General features: G+C 61.8%; 21 protein-coding genes. 7 read left to right on the forward strand and 14 right to left on the reverse strand.

Annotated elements, in window-relative coordinates; translation table 11 throughout:
- The first annotated feature begins 26 nt into the window (after positions 1-26).
- From CLV41_RS23815 to CLV41_RS23825, 3 genes are read left to right on the forward strand one after another with little or no spacing between them, the layout of a single operon-like run.
- Positions 27-698, forward strand: coding sequence for a response regulator (locus CLV41_RS23815; RefSeq protein WP_208987706.1), 672 nt, complete (start codon positions 27-29; stop codon positions 696-698).
- 19 nt (positions 699-717) lie between these two features.
- Positions 718-2,088, forward strand: coding sequence for a sensor histidine kinase (locus tag CLV41_RS23820; RefSeq protein WP_208987707.1), 1,371 nt, complete (start codon positions 718-720; stop codon positions 2,086-2,088).
- The gene (locus CLV41_RS23825) at positions 2,085-3,152 is read left to right on the forward strand and encodes an ABC transporter substrate-binding protein (protein ID WP_103224986.1); all 1,068 of its coding nucleotides are present in this window, start codon (positions 2,085-2,087) and stop codon (positions 3,150-3,152) included. The genes CLV41_RS23820 and CLV41_RS23825 overlap by 4 nt, the downstream gene beginning before the upstream one ends.
- Positions 3,153-3,174: 22 nt before the next feature.
- On the opposite strand, the gene CLV41_RS23830 is transcribed toward CLV41_RS23825, so the two are convergent.
- Genes CLV41_RS23830 through CLV41_RS23855 form a run of 6 tightly spaced genes read right to left on the reverse strand, consistent with a single transcriptional unit; the run spans position 3,175 to position 8,355 of the window.
- Entirely contained in the window at positions 3,175-4,290 is a 1,116-nt protein-coding gene (locus CLV41_RS23830; protein ID WP_103224987.1) for an energy transducer TonB family protein, read from the reverse strand.
- Entirely contained in the window at positions 4,287-4,688 is a 402-nt protein-coding gene (locus CLV41_RS23835; protein WP_103224988.1) for an ExbD/TolR family protein, read from the reverse strand. The genes CLV41_RS23830 and CLV41_RS23835 overlap by 4 nt, the downstream gene beginning before the upstream one ends.
- Entirely contained in the window at positions 4,685-5,071 is a 387-nt protein-coding gene (locus CLV41_RS23840) for a biopolymer transporter ExbD (RefSeq protein WP_103224989.1), read from the reverse strand. The genes CLV41_RS23835 and CLV41_RS23840 overlap by 4 nt, the downstream gene beginning before the upstream one ends.
- Complete coding sequence (locus CLV41_RS23845) at positions 5,061-5,744, reverse strand: MotA/TolQ/ExbB proton channel family protein (protein ID WP_103224990.1); 684 nt, start codon at positions 5,742-5,744, stop codon at positions 5,061-5,063. The genes CLV41_RS23840 and CLV41_RS23845 overlap by 11 nt, the downstream gene beginning before the upstream one ends.
- A 9-nt stretch (positions 5,745-5,753) precedes the next feature.
- Positions 5,754-6,194: a hypothetical protein gene (locus CLV41_RS23850; RefSeq protein WP_103224991.1), complete on the reverse strand. Its 441-nt coding sequence runs from the start codon at positions 6,192-6,194 to the stop codon at positions 5,754-5,756.
- A gap of 55 nt (positions 6,195-6,249) precedes the next feature.
- On the reverse strand, positions 6,250-8,355 hold the full coding sequence (locus tag CLV41_RS23855) for a TonB-dependent receptor domain-containing protein (protein ID WP_208987708.1): 2,106 nt from the start codon (positions 8,353-8,355) through the stop codon (positions 6,250-6,252).
- Positions 8,356-8,611: 256 nt separating this feature from the next.
- Between CLV41_RS23855 and CLV41_RS23860 the strand changes: the two genes are divergently transcribed.
- Genes CLV41_RS23860 through CLV41_RS23875 form a run of 4 tightly spaced genes read left to right on the forward strand, consistent with a single transcriptional unit; the run spans position 8,612 to position 12,593 of the window.
- The gene (locus CLV41_RS23860; protein WP_235867233.1) at positions 8,612-9,715 is read left to right on the forward strand and encodes a hemin-degrading factor; all 1,104 of its coding nucleotides are present in this window, start codon (positions 8,612-8,614) and stop codon (positions 9,713-9,715) included.
- The gene (locus CLV41_RS23865; RefSeq protein WP_103224993.1) at positions 9,712-10,608 is read left to right on the forward strand and encodes a heme/hemin ABC transporter substrate-binding protein; all 897 of its coding nucleotides are present in this window, start codon (positions 9,712-9,714) and stop codon (positions 10,606-10,608) included. Before CLV41_RS23860 ends, CLV41_RS23865 begins: the two co-directional genes overlap by 4 nt.
- A gap of 8 nt (positions 10,609-10,616) precedes the next feature.
- A complete protein-coding gene (locus CLV41_RS23870) occupies positions 10,617-11,750 on the forward strand; it encodes a FecCD family ABC transporter permease (RefSeq protein ID WP_103224994.1) in 1,134 nt (377 codons plus the stop codon).
- A 12-nt stretch (positions 11,751-11,762) separates the two neighbouring features.
- Complete coding sequence (locus tag CLV41_RS23875) at positions 11,763-12,593, forward strand: heme ABC transporter ATP-binding protein (RefSeq protein WP_103224995.1); 831 nt, start codon at positions 11,763-11,765, stop codon at positions 12,591-12,593.
- Here the strand turns inward: CLV41_RS23875 and CLV41_RS23880 are convergent.
- The 8 genes from CLV41_RS23880 to CLV41_RS23915 all read right to left on the reverse strand — a co-directional run bounded on the left by CLV41_RS23880 (position 12,582) and on the right by CLV41_RS23915 (position 20,767).
- The gene (locus CLV41_RS23880) at positions 12,582-13,118 is read right to left on the reverse strand and encodes a TlpA family protein disulfide reductase (protein ID WP_103224996.1); all 537 of its coding nucleotides are present in this window, start codon (positions 13,116-13,118) and stop codon (positions 12,582-12,584) included. The two genes, CLV41_RS23875 and CLV41_RS23880, sit on opposite strands and share 12 nt — an antisense overlap.
- A gap of 152 nt (positions 13,119-13,270) precedes the next feature.
- Complete coding sequence (locus tag CLV41_RS23885; RefSeq protein WP_103224997.1) at positions 13,271-14,740, reverse strand: mannitol dehydrogenase family protein; 1,470 nt, start codon at positions 14,738-14,740, stop codon at positions 13,271-13,273.
- Positions 14,741-14,743: 3 nt separating this feature from the next.
- Complete coding sequence (locus CLV41_RS23890; RefSeq protein ID WP_103224998.1) at positions 14,744-15,514, reverse strand: L-iditol 2-dehydrogenase; 771 nt, start codon at positions 15,512-15,514, stop codon at positions 14,744-14,746.
- A complete protein-coding gene (locus CLV41_RS23895; protein ID WP_103224999.1) occupies positions 15,511-16,515 on the reverse strand; it encodes an ABC transporter ATP-binding protein in 1,005 nt (334 codons plus the stop codon). The genes CLV41_RS23890 and CLV41_RS23895 overlap by 4 nt, the downstream gene beginning before the upstream one ends.
- Before the next feature lie 10 nt (positions 16,516-16,525).
- The gene (locus tag CLV41_RS23900) at positions 16,526-17,356 is read right to left on the reverse strand and encodes a carbohydrate ABC transporter permease (protein WP_103225000.1); all 831 of its coding nucleotides are present in this window, start codon (positions 17,354-17,356) and stop codon (positions 16,526-16,528) included.
- A gap of 12 nt (positions 17,357-17,368) precedes the next feature.
- Entirely contained in the window at positions 17,369-18,235 is an 867-nt protein-coding gene (locus CLV41_RS23905) for a carbohydrate ABC transporter permease (RefSeq protein WP_103225001.1), read from the reverse strand.
- A 109-nt stretch (positions 18,236-18,344) separates the two neighbouring features.
- Positions 18,345-19,646, reverse strand: a complete 1,302-nt coding sequence (locus tag CLV41_RS23910) for an ABC transporter substrate-binding protein (RefSeq protein WP_103225051.1) — start codon at positions 19,644-19,646, stop codon at positions 18,345-18,347.
- Between the two features lie 164 nt (positions 19,647-19,810).
- The gene (locus CLV41_RS23915; RefSeq protein ID WP_103225002.1) at positions 19,811-20,767 is read right to left on the reverse strand and encodes a sugar-binding transcriptional regulator; all 957 of its coding nucleotides are present in this window, start codon (positions 20,765-20,767) and stop codon (positions 19,811-19,813) included.
- Between the last annotated feature and the right edge of the window lie 109 nt (positions 20,768-20,876).

The following is a 20,876-nucleotide window of genomic DNA, read 5'->3' on the forward strand; positions in this document are numbered from 1 at the left end:
TGACAGAACGAGGGAGGACTTCATCCGTGCGTCTTTTGCTCGTTGAAGACACATTCGACATGGCGGAAGCGATCATGATCCGGCTGGAGAGGTCGGGCATCGCCTGCGATCTGGCCAAAACGCTGGAACAGGCAAGGGCCTGTGTTGAGGTGCAGCGCTATGACGTGATCGTTCTGGACATCAATCTGCCGGACGGGCTCGGGACAGAGCTCCTGAAAGAGATGCGCGCGGCCGGAGACCGCACGCCAGTGCTGATGCTGACGGCGGAGTTTTCCGTCGATGACCGGGTCTCGTCGCTCAATTCCGGCGCCGACGACTATCTCGTCAAACCGTTCGACCATAGGGAACTGGAAGCCCGCATCCGGGCGCTCTACCGCAGGGAACAGAGCGACAAGGCCGAGGAGCTGGTGTTCGGCAATCTGACCTTCAACGCGTCGGCCCGGGTGGTCAGGCGGGACGACAGTCCGATCAGCCTGACCCGCCGCGAATTCTCGCTCCTGGAAATCCTGATCCGCAACCGGGGCAAGACGGTCAGCAAGGAACGGCTGTTCGAAGGTGTCTTCAGTTTTCAGGACACCGATGTCGGCATGAACGCGCTGGAACTCTACATCGCCCGGCTGCGCAAGAAACTTGCCGGCTGCTCCGTCAGGATCGAGACCCAGAGAGGGCTTGGCTACAAGCTGGATGCCGATGCCTGATTTGAGGCACAGACTGCAAATGACCTCTCTGACCGCTCGCGTCGCGGCCGGCGTGGCGGTGCTGCTGATCATCGGCGGTGTCATCGTTTCCATCGCGGCGTTTGCCTATGGCCGGGAAGCGGCCCGCAGCGCCTTTGACCGTCTGCTGCTCGGCGCCGCGCACGATATCGCCTCGGCAATAACCGTTCAGGACGGAAAACCGGTGATCGAGCTTCCCGTCTCGGCGTTCGAGCTTCTGGCATTCGCTCCCGACGACCGGATCGGCTACCGCATCATCGGGCCGGAAGGCAAGACGCTCACCGGCTATGAAGAGATTGCGCTGCCCGCAAACCGCCGCGATCTCCGGGACGGCTATTTCGACGGGTCGTTTTTCGGTGAGCCCGCGCGCTACGCCATCGTCTCCCGCCGCTTTGCCGAGCGCACGCTCAACGGCACGATCAGGGTTGTCGTCGGCCAGACGATGCTGGCCCGCAATTCGATGGCCTACGACATCACGCGCAAGGCGCTCTACGTGCTGGCCGCCTCGGGTCTGGCAATGATCCTGCTGGCGGTGGTGGTCGTGCGCTCCGTCCTGACGCCGCTGGAGAGGATCGCCGGTGGGCTGTCGGCGCGCGACCCCCATGACCTGACGCCCATGGACACCTCCGTTCCCCGGGAAACCGCCGTCATGATCGACGCGCTCAACGGCTTCATGGCGCGGCTCGACCGGCAGATGAATTCGATGCGCCACCTGATTTCCGACACGGCGCACCAGCTCAGGACACCTGTCGCGGCGCTGCGGGCGCAGGCGGATCTTTTTTCCGGCGAGGCAGATCTTTCCCGCAAGGAGAAGATCGTCGAGCGGATCCAGACCCGCTCGGCCAGCCTCGGCCGTCTGCTTGACCAGATGCTGAGCCAGGCGCTGGTCATCCATCGCGGCGACAGCGCGCGCAGGGAGACAGTGGACCTGCGCGATATCGCGCTGGATGTCTTCGAGGAAGGCGACCACGCGGTGCTGAACCCGGAGATGGATGTGGCCCTCGACATCGGAGAGAAACCCGTCGAGGTTTTGGCGGACGTGCCGTCGCTTAAAGAGGCGCTGAAGAACCTTTTGAGCAATGCCTTCAAATACGGCCGGCCGCCGGTCCGGATCGGAGCATCCCTGGAAGACGGCAAGGCGGTGATCTGGGTGGAAGATGCGGGGAAGGGACCGGACCGGCAGACGCTGGACGAACTCGGCACCAGGTTCAACAGGGGGACCCTTGCCCGGCAGGCGAGCTCCGGGCTCGGACTGGCGATCGCCCATTCCGTCGCCGTTTCCTTTGGCGGCGAGCTTGTTCTGGAACAAACGTCCGGTGAGCGGTTCCGCGCCGCCTTGCTGTTCGATGCCGCGCCGGCGAGGTCGGCATGAGGACGGTATTCCTATCCTGGCGGACTTTCCTGGCCGGAATTCTTGTGCTGCTGAATTGCGGTCTGAGCGCCGCGCAGGAAATGGTGGCTGACTTCGGCCGCGAGGGCGCCGGACAAGACCTGGTGCTGAGATCCACGACCGACATCGCAATCTTCGGTCCAGTCGTCGAAACGTTCCTGCAAGCGCACCCGGATGTCAGGTTGCGTTATGAGCAATGGGGCTCCAACGAACTCTACCGGTTGTCTCGCCAAGACTGCCGCAGCGATGAGGCCGGAGCCGATATCGTCATCAGCTCGGCCGTGCACCAGATGGTCCAGCTCGTCAACGAGGCCTGCGCGGCCGGCTACCGCTCGCGGTTGACGGACCAGTTGCCGGGGGCGCTCAGGTGGCGGGACGAGCTGTGGGGCATTACCAGGGAACCGGCGGTGATGGTCTATAACCGCGATCTCGTGCCGGCGGGCGACATCCCGCGGACGCGCTTCGATCTTCTGGATCTTCTGCGGCCGTCGGACACCCGATATGCGGGGCGGGTCGCGACCTACGACATCGAGGAATCCGGTCTCGGCTATCTCTTTGCCTTCGCCGACGCCCAGGAGGCTTCCACCTTCGGCGCCTTGCAGGAATCCTTCGGGCGGACGCGGGCGATTTCCACCTGCTGCTCGGCGGACATCATCCGGGGCGTTGCCGAGGGACAATATCTGATCGCCTATAACGTGCTGGGGTCCTATGCGCAGGGCTACCAGCAGCAGGACGAGCGGATCGGCATCGTCCTGCCGTCCGACTATACGCTGGTTCTCTCCCGCGCGTTGATGATCCCGAAGCAGGCCCGGCGGAAACCGCTGGCGGAAGCGTTCCTGGACTTCCTGCTGTCGCCGGAAGGCACCCTCGCGCTCCGGACCGCGCTGCTGATCAGCCCGCTGCTGGAAGCGGAAGACGGCAACGAGGGCGAGGGACTCAGCTCAACGGCCCTGCGCCCGATCGGCCTTTCCCCGGCCCTCATGGTGGCCCTCGACGGCCTTACCCGGGAGACCTTCCTGCGCCGCTGGCGGGCGACGTTTCCTTAGTCATCTCCAAGCTGAGAACTGTTCACCTCATCGCCACCGGCAGGGTGAAAGTCCAGCTGCTGCGTCCGGCGGAGCTCGGGATCGGCGGGAAAGGGGCGGCGCGGCTGACCGCCTTCAAGGCCGCCTGATCGAAAGGTTTGGAGCCGGAGGAGCGGGCAAGGCGAACGGAGGCGACCGAGCCGTTGCTGTGGACCGTGAAACGGACCACCGCATCGCCCTTGGCGCGCCTGCTGCCTCCAACAGCGCGTACGGATCTCATAAGCTTGCGATGAACCTTGGCAGGGTAATTCGTGACGTCGGAATTGCCCGCGGTTTTCGCCTTTCCCTTCCGCTGAGATCCGCCTTTCGGGGTCGTTTTGGCCGACTTGCCGCCGGCGCCGCTACTGGTTGCCTTTTCCGCCCTGGGCAGTGGTTTGGCCGGTTTCGCGGTGTCGGGTGGCGGAGCTTTATCAGGTAGCACCTGGGAAACCTGTTTTGCCGGAGGCTCCGGTTTTGTGCGGGGAGCCGACACACCGGTTTCGGCTGCCGGTGCTTCGGCAACAATGGCTTCGATCACTTTCGAGGGCGGAAGCGCCTCGGGAGTTACTGCCTTGAGAGGAACTGCTGCCGCGGAAACCTGCTCCGCGGGCCGGGCCGGAGCAGGCTGGCGTATAACGCTCCCGGCTTCGACGGTTTCGACTTGCTGGACGGCCGCCGGACTTTCCGGTTGCAGTTTCGGGGTGACCGGAATGGCGAGGGCGGCGGTTGATGAAGCCGCAAGGCTTGCAGACACTTGGGACGGGCGAGGCTGGACCGGTTTTATGGCTTCGACCGTCTGTACGGGCACCGCCACCTTTACGGAGTCAAGCGGTTCCACCCTGGCAACGCGGGCGGTTTCCACCGGCTTCGCGGTCGCTGTTTCCGGTTCGACAGGCGTTTGAACCTCTTGGGTCTCAACAGGCTCCGTTCTTTCCGACTGGGCGATGGTTCCGGCAACAAGAGTGTCGAACGGCGATTGGCCGAGCACGGCGTGAAGGACTTCACCGGCGCCCTCGATTTCGAGGTCCGGGCGGCTTTGCAACGTCATCGCCACGGCGAGGAGATGGATGGCAAGCGACACGGCGAGCGCGATAATCAAGGGTGTGCGGAACGTCTTCATTCGGACGATGTCCTGGTTACGATGACGACCCGCCCGGCACCAGCCCGGTAAAGCGCGCCGACATGGCGCAGCAGGTCTTCCGCCTTCAGGCTTTCGTCGGCGGCGAGCCTGACAACCGGCTTGGAGGTCTCCTCGGCTAAAATGTGCTGTGACAGGTATTCCTGCGCGCTCACCGGCTGCTCCCGGTAATGAAGCGTGCCGTCGGCGCGGGCGTAAAGCGCGTCAGGTGGCGGCAGCGGATCAGCCTTTTCGGCTTGCGACAGGGTAACTTCCGGGTCCTGCGGCGGGGCCAGCCGGCCGGCGACGAGGAAAAAGATCAGCATCAGGAAAACGATATTGATCAGCGAGATCGTCGTTTCCAGCGGCCGTCTCGCCGGTTTGCGTGGAACCCTGATCATTCGGTGCCCGCAACCGTGACACCGAGATCCGGAACGGTCCTCAGTCTGCTGACGACCGTCACCAGTTCCTGGGTGGTGGTGCCGCCGCGCACCAGCACCAAGAGACTGCCGGTATCGCGCTCAACAAGCTTGCGCGCCTCTTCCTCCAGATGTCCGGATTCTATCTCGCTGCCGTTCAGCAGGAGCTTGTCCTCCCGCAGGACCAGCAACGCCTTGGGTGCCGCCCCACTGCCGCCGCCACCGGCCGGTGCGCCGATCTCCACCTGGCCGAAGGAGGTGAAGGTGGAAGACAGCATGAAGAACAGCAGAAGCAGGAAAATGACGTCGACAAGCGGCGTCAGGGAAATCGGTTTCTGCTTTCTGACCGGCCGTTCAACGCGCATAGGAGAGGTTCTGCCCCCTTGAGGATGGAGCGGCTTGCAGTTCCGGCAGTTGCTGCAGCAGCAGGGAAGAGGTCAGCGTCTCGATGCACACGCGCTCCGTCTCCAGCCGTCCTTCAAGCCAGGTGACGGCCAGAGATACCGGCATGGCGACCCCGAGCCCGGCCGCCGTCGTCATCAGCGCGACCCAGATGCCGCCGGCAAGGGCGGACGGATCGACATTGCTTCCGGCGGATTGCAGTGCCTGAAAGGCTTCGATCATGCCGAGCACGGTGCCGAACAGGCCGATGAGAGGCGCGATCTGGGCGATGGCCTCAAGGGCACGCACGCCTTTGGAAAAATGATGCAGGTCTCCCGCCGCCTGCACGCCGATACGTTCCTCGATTTCCGCCTTGTCCTTGCGCAATTCCAGCAGGGAAAGGGCGGTTGCGACGGCTCTGCCGGCAGCGCTCTTCGGCTGCGCGTTGCTTGCCTTCGCCTTTGCCAGTTGTCCGGCATGCCAGTGATGAACGGCTTTCTGCGCCCTGGTGTCGTTACCGATGCCGCAGGAAAGAAACTCGAAGACCTTGACCAGGACAAGCGCGGTCGCCACCACCGAGAGACCCGCGATCACCGTGACGACGGGTCCGCCGAGTTGCAGGAGCGAGGCGATATGATCGAAAACGTCAGACACCATGATGCGTTCCTATTGGGTGAGAGTGAAGCCGGTCCGGCTGGAGAGCCTGAGAGGCGCGGTGCAATGCGCGGGAGCCTGATCCGCCGGGCAACCGGCCGGGCCGTTGATCAGCAGGTTTCCCGCCTGCGCGCAGTCCAGAGCGGGAAGCTCGAATTGCCGGACAACCGTCTTGCCCTCGGGGAGCGCGCCGAAATCGAAGACGGACATCTGGTTGATGACGCCGTCCTTCGTGAAAAGAACGAGTTCATAGGCGGCGGACTCGATAGGCCGGCCGGTGCCGTTGGTCATGACGAAGGACAGCCGGCAGTTTTCTCCGCTGTCCTCCGCCTTGTTGAGTTCAAGCGTGATGGCCGGTGCTTCCGACTGGGCATGGACGGGTAGCGTGGCACAAAGTCCGAGCAGCCCTGCATACAGAGCGGGAAGGATAGATTTCGATATTCGCACTGCCATCTTTAAAAAACTCCGGTAAGCCCGCCGCCCGCGGGGACAGGCGGCGGGGTGGCGGTCAGAACTTCCTGGCGAAGCTCAGCTTGAAGCTGCGGCCCGCACCTTCATCGTCGCTGAGGTGGTTGCGGTAAGATTTGTCGAACACGTTGTCGACATTGAAACGGAACTCGCTGTCGGCCAAGTGACCTTCAGTCGGCTTCCAGGCCGCATAAAGGTTATGCAGGGCATAACCGGCGGTTTTTTCCTCGTCGTCGCCGACCAGATCCTGGGAAGCGTAGAAGTCACCCTTCCAGCCGAAGTCCAGGTTCCAGGGGCGGTATAGGTAGCCGATTTTCAGGAAGGCATTGTCGGCGGGAATGGCATTGAGATAACCGCCGGTGGTGGCATTCTCGCCGCGGATCAGGGAGGCGCCAAGTGTTCCGTAAACGCTGTTCGTCGCGTAGGACGCCTCGAGTTCCAGACCTTCATAGCGCGCCTTCGGGATGATTTCGGTCACGACCGACGTGCCGTCCCAGTAGCTCGCATAGAAGTTGGTGACATTGTTGCGGAACGCGGTCGCCTTCAGCCGGAAGGCGTCGCCTTCCAGAGCCAGATCGTCGAAGGACAAGGTGAAGCCGGCCTCGAAGTTGTTGGACAGCTCCTTTTCGACGTCGTTGAGCGTGTAGTTGGTGAAGACCTCGTCCAGGGAGGGCAGGCGCTCCGTGTGGGCGATGGAGCCGAAGACTCCGAACCAGTCGGACATTTTGATCATCGCGGCAAGTTTCGGAGAGTAGCCGACCTCGCTTTTGTCCTCGTTCAGATTGATCGTGTTGCCGCTGCCGTCGACATAGCTGTCGACCGAGACGTTGGAGTAGTCGATGCGCATGCCCGGAATGAGGGTGATCCGGTCGTTCCAGACCAGTTCGGCCTGGGTGTAACCGCCGACATTGGTGGTTTCCCCTTCCGGATGGGATCCGGATCCGCTGCGCTGATACGATCCGAAATCTCGCGGATTGCGCCGCTCCTGATACTGTCCGTCGATACCCGTCGTCAGATAGGCCATCCAGCTCTCACCAAGCTGGAAGGTCGCCACGTTGTCGGCCTTGCCTTGCCAGGTTTCATAAGAATATTCGGAGTTGTAACCGAAGGGGTAGTAGCAGGTCGGAGGCGCGGGAGGCGGTGCGAACTGGACGCAGAGCTCGTCCTGGTTCTTCTGTTCCACTCTTGTGTCCGACCAGCTCACCTGCGCCTTCACATCAAGAAGGTCGTTGCCGTAGAACGAATTTTCGTAGCCGATAATGGCGGTCTGATCGGTCACCGTGCGGTCGACTTCGCCGAAATCCGGACCCCAGCTGATCTGGTCGTAATTCTGGTCGTCCTCGTCGCTTGACCAGTTCTCGTAGCTGGCGAAGACCGACTGATCGTCGTTTTCCCCGAAGGTATAGCGGGCCTTGATCAGACCATTGACCGAACTGAAGTCGGTGTCGTTGATGTCATTGCCCTGGCCGTCCTTGATATCCTGGGACTGCCGGTAGTTGAGATTGCCGAGCAGTTCGAGGTTCTTGACCGGTTCCGCCGCGATTATCGCGCTGCCGAGCCAGCCGTTGCCGTTGGAATCCCAGGAGGTTTTCAAGCGTCCGCCGATCCTGTCGCCCGGATCGAGAAAGTCGCTTGCATCCTTGGTCGTGAAGGTGATGACGCCGCCCATGGCGCCTGAACCGTAGAGCGTCGATGAGGCCGGGCCGCGCAAGACTTCGACCTGCTTGTAAAGTTCGGGATCGGAAAAGAACGATCCCATCCGGTACTGTTCATAGAACTTGTTGACACCGTCGACCTGAATGATGATCCGGTTCTCGTCACCGGAAAATGCTTCGCCGATGCCGCGGATGTTGAAACTTTCCCCCAGCACCGAGTTGCTGCCGATCGGCGTCACGCCCGGGACTTCGCTGAAGAGGTCCCCTATTGTACGCGCTTGCTGGGCGTCGATCGCTTCCTGATCCAGCACGGTCACCGCCTGCGGCGTATCGATGGCTACCTTGTCGTTACCCGTTCCGACGACAATCCGCTGAAGCGGCGTTACCGGCGTTACCGGTGCGTCCTGTGCGGCCACGCCGCCATTTAAAACCATAACCCAGAGAGCGACACCACCCATCAGCTGAGCGTGTCCGGTTATCGTGAGCCCCATTAAATTACTCCAAAATGCGCGTTATTCGCGTCCTTTATCGCTGCCTCTCAAACAGCGTTCTAAACATGAGTTAACAACTCAGGTATTGAAGTCAATATGAAACGTGAGTATAGGAGTCAAGTATAAGATAGCGGCCGTCGCGCTTCTTGCCCTCTTTAGAACGGTTCCAATTTATCGTTCGTTGCCAGCAGGTTACCGGTCTGGAGGCGTGGCAAGACTTGAGCTGCGGTGGCCGCGGTGACGCAGAACATAGTCAATGAAGGCAAGACGCATGAACGCCGATCAGGATTCCAACGAAAACAGACCGAGCGCCGCTGCTATCAGAGAGGCGCGCGCTCAAAATCCGAAAACGCGGGAACGGGATCTGGCCAGCAGCCTCGGCGTGAGCGAAGCGGAACTGGTGGCAAGCTTCGTCGGACACGGAACCCGCCGGATCGAGCCGCGGTTCGACGATCTTTTTCCGGGACTGAAAGAGGTTGGTGAAGTCATGGCGCTGACCCGCAACAAAAGCGCCGTTCACGAAAAGATCGGGCCTTTCGAAAAGTTCATTCAGGGCAAGCGGGCCGCCCTGATGCTGGGCGAACAGATCGACATGCGCATGTTTCCCGGCAACTGGGTGCATGGGTTTGCCGTTGAAAAGACGGACGGCAAGGATGTGCGCAGGTCGCTGCAGTTTTTCGATGCGCATGGAGACGCTGTCCAGAAAATTCACGCCCGCCCGGAAACGGACATGGTGGCCTGGGAACGGCTGGTCGACCGGCTGAGCCTGGAGGATCAGAGGGAAGACGTGTTGCCGGAGGTGACCCGGGCTGAGCCGTTTCGCCGAAAAATCCCGTCTGAGGGCGTTGAAACAGCGCTGCGCGAGCGCTGGCGGGCGATGAAGGACCCCCATCAGTTTCACGGATTGCTCAAGGATCTCGATCTCGACCGGGTCAGCGCTTTCGAACTTGCGGGCGAGACATGGGCCTGGCCTCTGGACGCCGGGTCGGTTCCGGCTCTTTTGCGGCTCACGGCTTCGGAAAGAATTCCGCTCATGTGCTTTGTCGGCAATCGGGGTTGTATCCAGATCCACACCGGAGTGGTGGAAACGGTGATGGACAGAGGACCCTGGATCAACATCATGGATCCAACCTTTCATCTGCACCTTCGCACCGACCATATCCACGAGGTCTGGGCGGTGCGTAAACCCGCCGATATCGGCCACGTCACCTCGATCGAGGCCTATGACCGCGACGGGCAGCAGATCATCCAGTTCTTCGGCGTGCGCGGCGAAGGCAATGCCGAGCGTGGCGATTGGCGGAGCCTGGTGGAAAACCTGCCGAGGCTGGATCGCGCCGTAGAATTGGAGGTGGCGGAATGAAGACGCTTTTGCATTCCCGTCTTTACGGCGTTGCCGTGGCGACGGCCCTGACCGCCGCCGCCCTCGTCACGCCGGCCAAATCGCTTTTCGCCGAAGGCACGCAACAGTCTTCCGCGAAACGCATTGTCGCGGTCGGCGGCTCGGTGACCGAAGTGGTCTATGCGCTCGGCGAAGAAGGGCGTCTGATCGCACGCGACAGCACGAGCACCTATCCCGAGGAAGCACTGGAATTGCCGGATGTCGGCTATATGCGGGCGCTGTCGCCGGAAGGCGTGCTGTCCGTCGAGCCGGAGCTGATCCTGATGCTGGAAGGCAGTGGCCCGCGCGAGACCGTCGATCTTCTCCAGCAATCCGGCATCGCCATCGCGAACATCCCGCATGCCTTCACGGCCGAAGGCATTGTGGCCAAGGTGCGCGCAATCGGCGCGGCTCTGGCCGTGCCGGAGAAGGCTGAAGAGCTGGCGCTCAAGCTGGAAACCGACCTTGAAGCGGCGCGGAGCAAAGCGGCCGGACAGACATCCGGCGTGCGCGTTCTGTTCATTCTATCGACCAACGGCGGGCGCATTCTGGCGTCCGGATCCGATACGGCTGCCGACGGCATACTCAAACTCGCCGGCGCGCAAAACGCTGTGGCCGATTTTTCTGGCTACAAGCAGCTCAGCGACGAGGCCATCATCAGCGCGGCGCCGGATGTGGTGCTGATGATGGCGCGGAACGGCAATCACGGCGCAGGCGCCGATGAGCTGTTCAGCCATCCCGCCCTGGCGCAGACGCCGGCTGGCAGGAACAACAGGCTGATTACAATGGGCGGACAGTATCTGCTCGGCTTCGGGCCCCGGACAGCGGATGCGGTCGGCGACCTTGCCGTGGAGCTCTCAAGTGTCCGGAACTGACCGATAGCATGACCGGCATAATACTCCCCGAACGATCTGCCCGGCGGTTTGCCTGGTTCGGCAGACCTGAAGCAAGTAGCGGAAACCGTGAACCTCTTGCGCGTGCCGCCATCGCACTTCTGGTTGTCCTGGCCCTGGTGACAATGCTCGGCAGTCTGGCGATCGGTCCTATCGCCATTCCCGTACTGGAGCTTCTGCCGCACATGCCAGGGCGCGTTCTGGCGGCAAGCGCCGGTGCGCCGGAGGGCGTGTCGGTCCGCGACTGGATTGTCGTCATGGAAATCCGTTTGCCGCGCGTGGTGCTTGGTGCCCTGGTCGGGGCGGCGCTCGCGGTCGCCGGGGCGGTCATGCAGGGCTTGTTCCGTAATCCGCTCGCCGATCCCGGTATCGTCGGCGTTTCGGCCGGGGCCGGGCTCGGGGCGGCGCTTTTCATCGTGCTGGGGAATGCGGTGCTGGCGCCCGTGGTTGCGGTACTCGGCATCTACGCGGTGCCGGTCGCGGCCTTTGTTGGCGGTCTGATCACCACGTTGCTGCTTTACCGGATCGGCACAAGGGGCGGGATCACTTCCGTCGCAACGCTCCTGCTTGCCGGTATCGCGCTGGGCGCCCTTACCGGGGCAATGACAGGTCTTCTTGTCTATGCGTCCGATGACCAGCAATTGCGGGACCTGCAGTTCTGGGGACTCGGTTCGCTTGCCGGGTCCAACTGGGAAAAGGTGGCCTCGGCCGCTCCCATCATCGGGGTCATGCTGGTCAGCGTGCCGTTTCTGGCAAGGGGGTTGAACGGGCTGACCCTTGGAGAGGCGGCGGCGGCCCATATCGGCATCCGGGTGCAGCGGCTGAAGAACATCAGCATCCTGCTGGTCGCCGCGGCGACCGGCGCGTCGGTGGCCGTCAGCGGCGGGATCGGCTTTGTCGGCATCGTGGTGCCGCATCTTCTGCGGCTGACCATCGGTCCCGACCACAAGTATCTCCTGCCCGCGTCGGCGCTACTGGGCGCAATCCTTCTGATCGGCGCCGATACGCTCGCCCGCACCATCGTCGCCCCCGCCGAGCTGCCTATCGGCATCATCACCGCCTTTGCCGGAGCGCCGTTCTTCCTCTGGATCCTGCTGCGCAAACGCGGCCTCACCGGTCTTTGAAAGGAACGCAGGTTGCATCAGTTCAAGCTCGCGGAGGAGCAGTCCTCATCCGAACTCCAGGTTGACTGCGCCGGCGTTTCCATAGGCCGCGTCCCGATCATCCGGGAAGTTACCTTCAATGCCCATGCGGGAGAGTTCACGGCGATCATCGGGCCGAGCGGGTCGGGCAAGACAACCCTGCTGAAGGCGATGACCGGTGAGCTGGCCTATTCCGGATCGATCCGGCTCGCAGGACTGGAGACCGGAAAGCTCTCGGCGGAATATCTGGCGCGACTGCGCGGGGTCCTGCCGCAGGCGAGCCAGATCTCGTTTCCGCTCAATGTCTCGGAAGTCGTGGGTCTGGGCGTGATCGACAGGCGGCGGGGCAGGGACGGCCGAACCCGCCGGATTGCAGATGCGCTTGCGAAAGTCGGGCTCCACGGGTTCGAGGGGCGAAGCTACCAGGAGCTCTCAGGTGGCGAACAGCAGCGGGTGCAGCTTGCCCGGGTGCTCTGCCAAGTCTGGGAGCCGGTGGCGGCCGATGGTCAGCCGCGCTGGCTGTTTCTGGACGAACCGGTCTCCAGCCTCGACATCAAGCACCAGTTCCAGATCATGCGGCTCGCGGCCGGTTACGCCGCTGCGGGCGGCGGTGTTGTCGCGGTAATGCATGATCTCAACCTGACCGCGGCCTTCGCGGACCGCATTCTGGTCATGAAAAACGGCAAGCGTCTGACTTTCGGAGTCCGGGACGACGTGATGCGGGCCGATCTCCTGTCGGATGCCTATGACTTTCCGCTGGCGCTCACACGTTTTGGAGATTCCAATGTCCCCCTCGTCGTGCCGGCGCCCGGTTCAGCCCAATGACCGGATGGCCGCAATCATTCGGGGCGAATCCCAGATCCGGTCGCCGATGGCGGTGAGGACGGCCTGGCCGGATCTGTTGAGAATATAGGTGACCGGCAGGCCTTTGATGAACCATGTGCCGGACAGCGTTCTTTTCGTGTCCGCAAGAACTATCAGTCCATCGCTGTCGATGCCCTCAAGGAATGCGCGAATGCGGTCTTCCCGGTCACCGGCATTCACCGCAAGAACCGCGAAGTCATCGGAGCCGAGTTGCCGCCTCAGCCTGGCAAGCGTCGGCAATTCCTTGCGGCAGGGCGGGCACCATGCCGCCCAGAACGAGACGATGACGGTTTTGCCCCGGTAGTCGTCGAGGCGGTGAATGTCTCCTTGAAGATCCGCTATCCCGAGTTCCGGTGTCTCGATCGCAATGAGTGGTCGGGAAAGCCCAAGAGCCCGCAGATCATCCTCTTCGGCATAGGCCGGTCCGCCAGCCACGGCCATCGCCGCACATCCGCCCAGAAACTCGCGCCGATTGAACCTCGTCATGCCGTCGCCCCGGTTTTGAAACTGCACCAGTCCGCACGCAGAGAAACGAAACTGGCGTTTGCTCGCGCACCGGACGCGCCAGCAGTAGGCCGTCCGGATAGCGTTGTGAAGTCACCGGCATTCACATTCAAACGAGAGTTGAGTTTTCGAGACTAACCCTTGAGATAGGCCTTGAGCGTTTCGGTGACACCCAGCGTTGCGATGGTCCGCGCGGCTTCGCGGAAGGCCTGAAAAAAGGCCGGTTCGCAGGCGAGGTTGCCGAGCAGATCCGGCATCTCGAATTCCCCGGACGATGTGTCATAGACACTCGCCGCCCAGGCGCTCAGCTTGCCGGCATTGTCGTCTTCAAGGCGGATCGCATTCCCGGCCTCGTCCGTTCCCAGACAGTAACGGCACCACAGGGCTGTTTCGAGAGCGAGCCCCTTGATGGGCAGGCCTCTGTCGAGCCGGTCCTGGATGGTCGGCAGGATGAATTTCGGCTGGCGGTTCGATCCGTCGAGGCAAAGGCGGGGAATGGTGTCGCCCACCGCCGGGTTGGAGAAGCGCTCCGTAATCGTTGTCAGATAATCGTCAAAGCTGACCCCCGGAATTTCCGGGACGGTGGGCAGGATCTCGTCTTCCTCCAGTTTCCTGAGAAAGTCGCGGATCAGCGGGTCCGCCATGGCGTCATGGACAAAATAATGGCCCAGAAGCGCGCTCGGATAGGCGATGGCCGCATGGCCGCCATTGAGGATGCGCAATTTCATGAGTTCGTAGGGCGCGACGTCCCTGACGAATTCGACGCCGACCTTTTCAAGCGCCGGGCGTCCCGTGGGAAAATTGTCCTCAAGCACCCATTGCCGGAACGGTTCGCAGACGACAGGCGCGGCATCCTCGATGCCGAAGGTGTCGCGCACGAGATTGCGTTCCCGGTCTCCGGTTGCCGGGGTGATGCAATCGACCATGCCATTCGGGAAAGCGACATGTTCGGCGATCCAGTCGGCCGCATCTGCGGACAGGGCACGTGCGAAACCGACGACCGCCTGCTTTGCCATATGCCCGTTTTCGGGAAGGTTGTCGCAGGACATGACGGTGAACGGTGCGACACCGGCGGCCCTGCGTTTCATGAGGGCGGCAACCAGTACGCCGAACACGGTGCGGGGATGATCCGGATTTTCCAGGTCCGCCTGAATTTCCGGATGGCCGCTGTCGAAGCCGCCGGTATTCGCATCGACATAGTATCCGCCTTCGGTGATGGTCATCGAAACGATGCGGATGCCGGGTTCCACCAGCCTGCGGATCAGGGCTGCCGGGTCGACGTCGACGAAATCGATCATCGAACCGCAGATCCGCGCGCTCAGCCCCTTCGGGTCGAGTTCTACGACGGTGGTGAGCCAGTCCTGGGGCTTCAGCCGCTCCCGCATGGCCGCGTCATAGGGCTTGAGCCCCGCACCGACAATTGCCCAGTCGTGCCCCTCGCCAAGACTGAACAGCCTGTCCAGATAGATGGCCTGATGGGCGCGGTGGAAGTTGCCGACACCGATATGCACGATGCCGGGCGATAGATCCGCGCGGTCATATGCGGGTCTGCTGATGGTGTCGGGAAGAGAATTGAGCACAGTCTTATCTAGTTTTTGGGTCATTGGTCAGCTCATCCAGTTGCCGCCGTCGACGTTATAGGTTTGGGCCAGAATGTAGTCGGCCTCACCGGACGCCAGGAACACGGCCATGCCGGTGAGATCCTCCGCGGTTGCCATCCGGCCATAGGGCACGGCGGCACCGACCGCGGCTTTTTTCTCGCCGGGCTTCAGTCCTTCGTATTTTGCAAAAAGCGCGTCGACGCCGTCCCAGTGCTCGCCGTCAACGACGCCGGGGGCAATGGCGTTGACGTTGATGCCGTGGCGGATCAGGTCGAGCCCGGCAGACTGGGTGAGGCTGATGACAGCCGCCTTGGTGGCGCAATAGACGCCAACCAGAGCCTCGCCCCGGCGGCCCGCCTGGCTGGCCATGTTGATGATCTTGCCGCCTTTCCCGCGGCCGATCATCGACTTCGCTGCCGCCTGCATCATGAACAGGGTTCCGCCGACATTGATGTCGAACAGACGCTGATAGCTGTCCCTCGTGATATCCACGACCGGCGCCAGATCGAACAGCGCGGCATTGTTGATCAGAATGTCGATGCCGCCGGTTTTCGCCTCGACCGAAGCGATGGCGGCGTCAATCGAGGCCTGGCTGGTGACGTCCAACTGCACGGCCCAGGCGCCCGGGCCGATCTCCGATGCGGCAGCTTCAGCGCCCGCCATGTTGATGTCGCCGATCGCCACGGTCGCGCCTTCCTGCACGTAGCGGTGGGCAAAGGCCTTGCCGATGCCGCGCGCCGCGCCGGTGATCAGCGCGGATTTGCCTTTCAGTCTCATGCGATTCTGAGATCCTGGTTGTCGAAGCGGTGGATCTTGCTGACATCCGGGGTGAGATAGATGTTATCGCCGTGACGCGCGCTGATCTCCCCGCTTGAGCGGACCGTGATCGGTTCGTCAACGCCGTCGATATCGACATAAAGGAACGTGTCGGAGCCGAGATGTTCCGAGACCCCGACCTTGCCGGGCCAGGCTCCCTCGCTCGAGGAGACCGAAATGTGTTCCGGCCGGACGCCGATGGTCGCCGCGCCATATCCGGCGGCGTATTCTCCGGCAAGGAAATTCATCTTCGGCGAGCCGATGAAGCCTGCGACGAACTTGTTGCGCGGCGTGTGGTAGAGCTCCAGAGGTGAGCCGACCTGCTCGATCACGCCCGCCTGCAGGACGACGATCTTGTCCGCCATGGTCATGGCTTCGACCTGGTCGTGCGTCACGTAGATCATGGTGGTCTTGAGCGTCTGGTGCAGTTCGGAGATTTCCAGCCGCATGTTGACGCGCAGCGCCGCGTCGAGGTTGGACAGCGGTTCATCGAACAGGAAGGCGTCCGGTTCGCGCACGATCGCCCGGCCGATCGCGACGCGCTGGCGCTGGCCGCCGGAAAGCTGACCGGGACGGCGGTCGAGATAATCCGTCAGGTTCAGGACTTTTGCCGCCGCGTCCACCTTGGCGTTCTGGGCGGCCTTGTCGAGACCGGCCATGCGCAGAGGAAAGGCGATGTTCTTGCGCACCGACATATGCGGGTAGAGCGCGTAGGACTGAAACACCATGGCAAGGCCGCGTTTGGCCGGTGGAACTTCGGTGGCGTCCCTGTCGTCAATGGTGATCGCACCGCTGGTGACGTCCTCCAGTCCGGCGATCAGGCGCAGGAGAGTGGACTTGCCGCAGCCGGACGGACCGACAAAGACAACAAACTCACCATCGTCGATGCGCAGATCCAGCGGCGGGATAACCTGAACGTCGCCGAAGTTCTTGGTAATCTGCTTGAGGGTTATCTGACCCATGATCAGGCTCCTATTTGACCGCGCCGAAGGTCAGGCCGCGCACTAGCTGTTTCTGGCTGAACCAGCCCAGAATGAGAATGGGTGCGATCGCCATTGTGGAGGCGGCGCTCAGCTTGGCGTAGAACAAACCTTCCGGGCTGGAATAGCTGGCAATGAATGCTGTCAGGGGGGCGGCTTTCGCCGCGGTCAGGTTCAAGGTCCAGAACGCCTCGTTCCAGGCCAGGATGATGTTGAGCAGCAAGGTGGAGGCGATACCGGGCACGGCCATTGGCGTGAGGATGTAGAGGATCTCTTCTTTCAGGGCCGCGCCGTCCATGCGGGCGGCCTCGAGAATTTCCCCCGGAATTTCCTTGAAGTAGGTGTACAGCATCCAGACGATGATCGGCAGGTTGATCAGCATGAGGACGATCGTCAGGCCGACACGGGTATCGAGCAGCCCCAGCTCGATGAAGAGCAGGTAGATCGGGTAGAGGACGCCGACGGCCGGCAGCATTTTCGTCGACAGCATCCACAGCAGAATGTCCTTGGTGCGTTTTGAGGGCACGAAAGCCATGGACCAGGCGGCGGGCACCGCGATCAGGATACCTATCACGGTGGAGCCGCCGGCGATGATCACCGAGTTCCAGAGGAAGCGCATGTAGTCCGAACGCTCCTGGACGACGGCGTAGTTCTCGAGGGTCCAGTCAAAGAAAAGGAACAGCGGCGGGTCGTTGATCGCCTGGGCCTCGGTCTTGAAACTGGTCAGGATCGTCCAGAGGATGGGAAAGAATATCAGCAGACCGATACTCCACGCGATCAGCGTGTTGAGGGCCTTGCGGCGTGTGGTGACTGCACGGGCCATGGTCTCTCCTCCTCAAGAGTCCAGATTCTTGCCGACAATGCGCATCAGGAAGATCGCGACAATGTTGGCCAGAATGATTGCGTAAACACCGCCCGCGGATCCCAGCCCGACATTCTGGCTCTCCAGAACGCGCTGGAAAATCAGATAGGTCAGTGTGCGTGTGCCGAAGGATCCCTGCGTGGTCACGAAGATCTCCGCGAAGACCGCCAGCAGGAAGATCGTCTGGATCAGCACGACGATCGTGATGGCGCGGGACAGGTGCGGCAGAATGATATAGCCGAAGCGCGAAAGGGGCGGTGCGCCGTCCATCTCGGAGGCTTCCAGCTGCTCGCTGTCGAGAGACTGGATCGCGGTCAGAAGGATCAGCGTCGCGAAGGGCAGCCACTGCCAGGATACGATCATAATGATCGAGAAGAGGGGGGCGTCGCTCAGCCATTCCACCGGCTGCGCGCCGAAGAATTTCCACAGATGCGCGAAAAGACCGTTCACGGGATCCATGAACATGTTCTTCCAGACCAGCGCCGAGACCGTCGGCATGACGAAGAAGGGCGCGATCACGAGAATCCGGACGATGCCCTGTCCCCAAAGCGGCTGATCCAGCAGGATCGCGAGAAGGACACCGAGGATGACGGTGATCAGCAGCACGCCGCCGACAATGATGAGCGTCGTTTGAACGCTGGGCCAGAAGGCGCTGGAGGAAACGAAGCGGACGTAGTTGTCGAACCCGACCCATCCAAGGTCGCCGCCGCGCAGCGGCAGGTACTTCTTGAAGGAGAAGTAGAGGGTCATCGTCAGCGGGATGAGCATCCAGCCGAGCAGCAGAACGACGGCGGGCGCCATCATGATGCGGGCGGCGGAGCGGGAATGCTGGGTTGCCATGGGTCACACCTGATCTGTCGACGGGACTTTCCGTCAATGATGGGTGAAAGCTTTTTCAGAGAAAGAGAGGGCGGGATGTAACCCGCCCTCCCAAGTTCGGGAGGAGACGCTAGTAGCCCGCGGCTTCCATTTCTTCCGCCGTCAGGGCCTGTGCCTTGGCCAGAGCTTCGTCAACCGTTTGCTGACCCGCCAGAGCGGCGGAGAATTCCTGGCCGACCTGGGTTGCAATGCCCGCGAACTCGGGGATGGCAACAAACTGCACACCGATATAGGGAACCGGGTCGACAGTCGGATTGGTCGGATCAGCCGAATTGATGCTGTCCAGGGTCATCTTCGCAAACGGGATCTTGGCGTATTCCGGATTCTCGTAAAGAGAAGTCCGCGTCCCGGGAGGAACGTTTGCCCAGCCTTCTTTCGAAGCGACAAGGTCAAGGTATTCCTTGGAAGTTGCCCATTCGATGAATTCCTTGGCGGCTGCTTCCTTCTGGGTGCCTGCCGGAATGGCGAGCGCCCAGGCCCAGAGCCAGTTGCCGCGCTTGCCAAGGCCGGTGTCCGGTGCCAGGGCAAAACCGACCTTGTCGGCCACGGTGGAATCGTCCGGATTGGTCACGAAGGAGGCCGCCACGGTGGCGTCGATCCACATGCCGCACTTGCCCTGCTGGAACAGCGACAGGTTTTCGTTGAAGCCGTTGGTCGAAGCGCCCGGAGGACCTGCTTCGTTCAGCAGATCGATATAGAAGGTGAGGGTTTCCTTCCACTGCGGGCTGTCGAACTGGGGCTTCCAGTCTTCGTCGAACCAGCGGGTGCCAAAGGAATTGCCGGTTGCGGTCAGGAACGCCATGTTCTCGCCCCAGCCGGCCTTGCCCCGTAGGCAGATGCCGTAGATTTCGTTGTCCTTGTCGGTCATCTTGCGAGCCGCGTCGGCAACGAATTCCCAGGTCGGCGCGTCGGGCATTTCCAGCCCGGCCTTCTCCATCAGATCGGTCCGATACATGATCATGGAGCTTTCGCCGTAGAACGGTGCGGCGTAGAGCGTGCCGTCGACGGACAGACCGCCGCGCATGGCGGGCAGGATGTCGTCGGTGTCGTAGCTGTCCGGCAGATCGTCAAGCGCGACCAGCCAGTCCTGCTTGCCCCAGATCGGCGTTTCGTACATGCCGATGGTCATGATGTCGAACTGGCCGCCCTTGGCGGCGATGTCCTGGGTAACGCGCTGGCGAAGGACGTTTTCCTCAAGCGTGACCCACTCGACAGTGTGGCCGGTCTTGTCGGTGAAATCCTGCGTCAGACCCTGCATGCGGATCATGTCGCCGTTGTTCACGGTCGCGATGGTGAGTGTTTCTGCGGTCGCCGGAGCACACAGTGCTGCAACCGCACATGCGCCGAGCAGCGCACGGGTATGAAATGCCATATTTTCCTCCCAAGCGAGATTGGGCATTTGCCATTCTTGCGGGCAAATATTCGCTCTTTATTTGTGCTTGAGTCAAGGAAGGAATCACCTAAAAAATAGATAATTCCTCGCTGCAGTGCAAAAAAATGTTTTAATTCAGTTAGTTGCAGATGATGAGAATTCGCTCACGCCTTGAGCAATTGCTCAGCAGTGGTCTCGTTGGTGATCAGGCAGTTGATGAACCTGCCCGCGAGAGCACCCAGCATTGCCGGCACCTTGACCTCGCCGGCAGCGACACCGTAGACCGGTTTCTCGCCGGCAGGCCGCAAGGGGGCACTCGCGACAAGATCGTTGGTGAGGCCGCTGATTAGGGCGCCGCTGCTGTTGTACACCCAGCTGGTAATCTCGCCGATCGCTCCGGCCCTTTGCAGGGCGCGCATTTCGTCCAGGCTGACGAAGCCGTCGACCGCAAGCGGAGCCGTGGGTCCCATATTGCCGATGCCGACAAAGGTCACGTCCGCCTGACGGATGAGATCCAGGATGCTGTGAACCGCTTCCTGATTATGCAGAAGATGCAGTTCTTCCCTGGACCTGGCGAAGACAGGCAGGGGCATGGGGTAGTGCCTGGCATTGATCCGGTCTGCGAGGCGGATGATGACGTTGTAGGCCGATGCCGAGCCGTCCGACATCATGTTGCCGAGCAGAGAGACAATACGGTGCTGCGGGCAGTCCATGGACGGGACCTGGTCGACCGAAGCCCTGAGCGTGCGGCCGGTGCCAAAGGCAATGATCTTGGGTTGCTGCGAGTTGAAATGACGTTCCATTTCGGCGGAAGCCGCCTGGGCGATGCCGATCGTCGAGGACGGTGCGTCCGGATCGCTGGGAACAACTTCGCAGCTCTGCAATGCGAAACGGTCGATCATCCGGGCACTGAGTTCCATGCACCGGGCGATCGGGTGATCTAGCCGCACCTTGACGAGCCGCTCGCTGACCGCAAGGGAGACGAGGCGCTGCGCGGATTGGCGCGAGACGCCGAGTTTGCGGGCAATTTCGTCCTGTGTATTGCCGGCGACATAATACAGCCATCCGGCGCGCGCCGCGTCATCGAGCCGGGAGGTCTCGGCAGTGTTTTTCTGTTTCATCTCAGCCGTTGCCCAGTCTTGAATTCGTGACCTAAGCTGATGGAATTCCTCGAAAGATGCAAATACTTGCGTGACTCCCGTCGACGCGTCCCCTGAATTCATCCGGGAT

The organism is Roseibium marinum, assembly GCF_002906165.1.
Taxonomy (GTDB): Bacteria; Pseudomonadota; Alphaproteobacteria; order Rhizobiales; family Stappiaceae; genus Roseibium; species Roseibium marinum.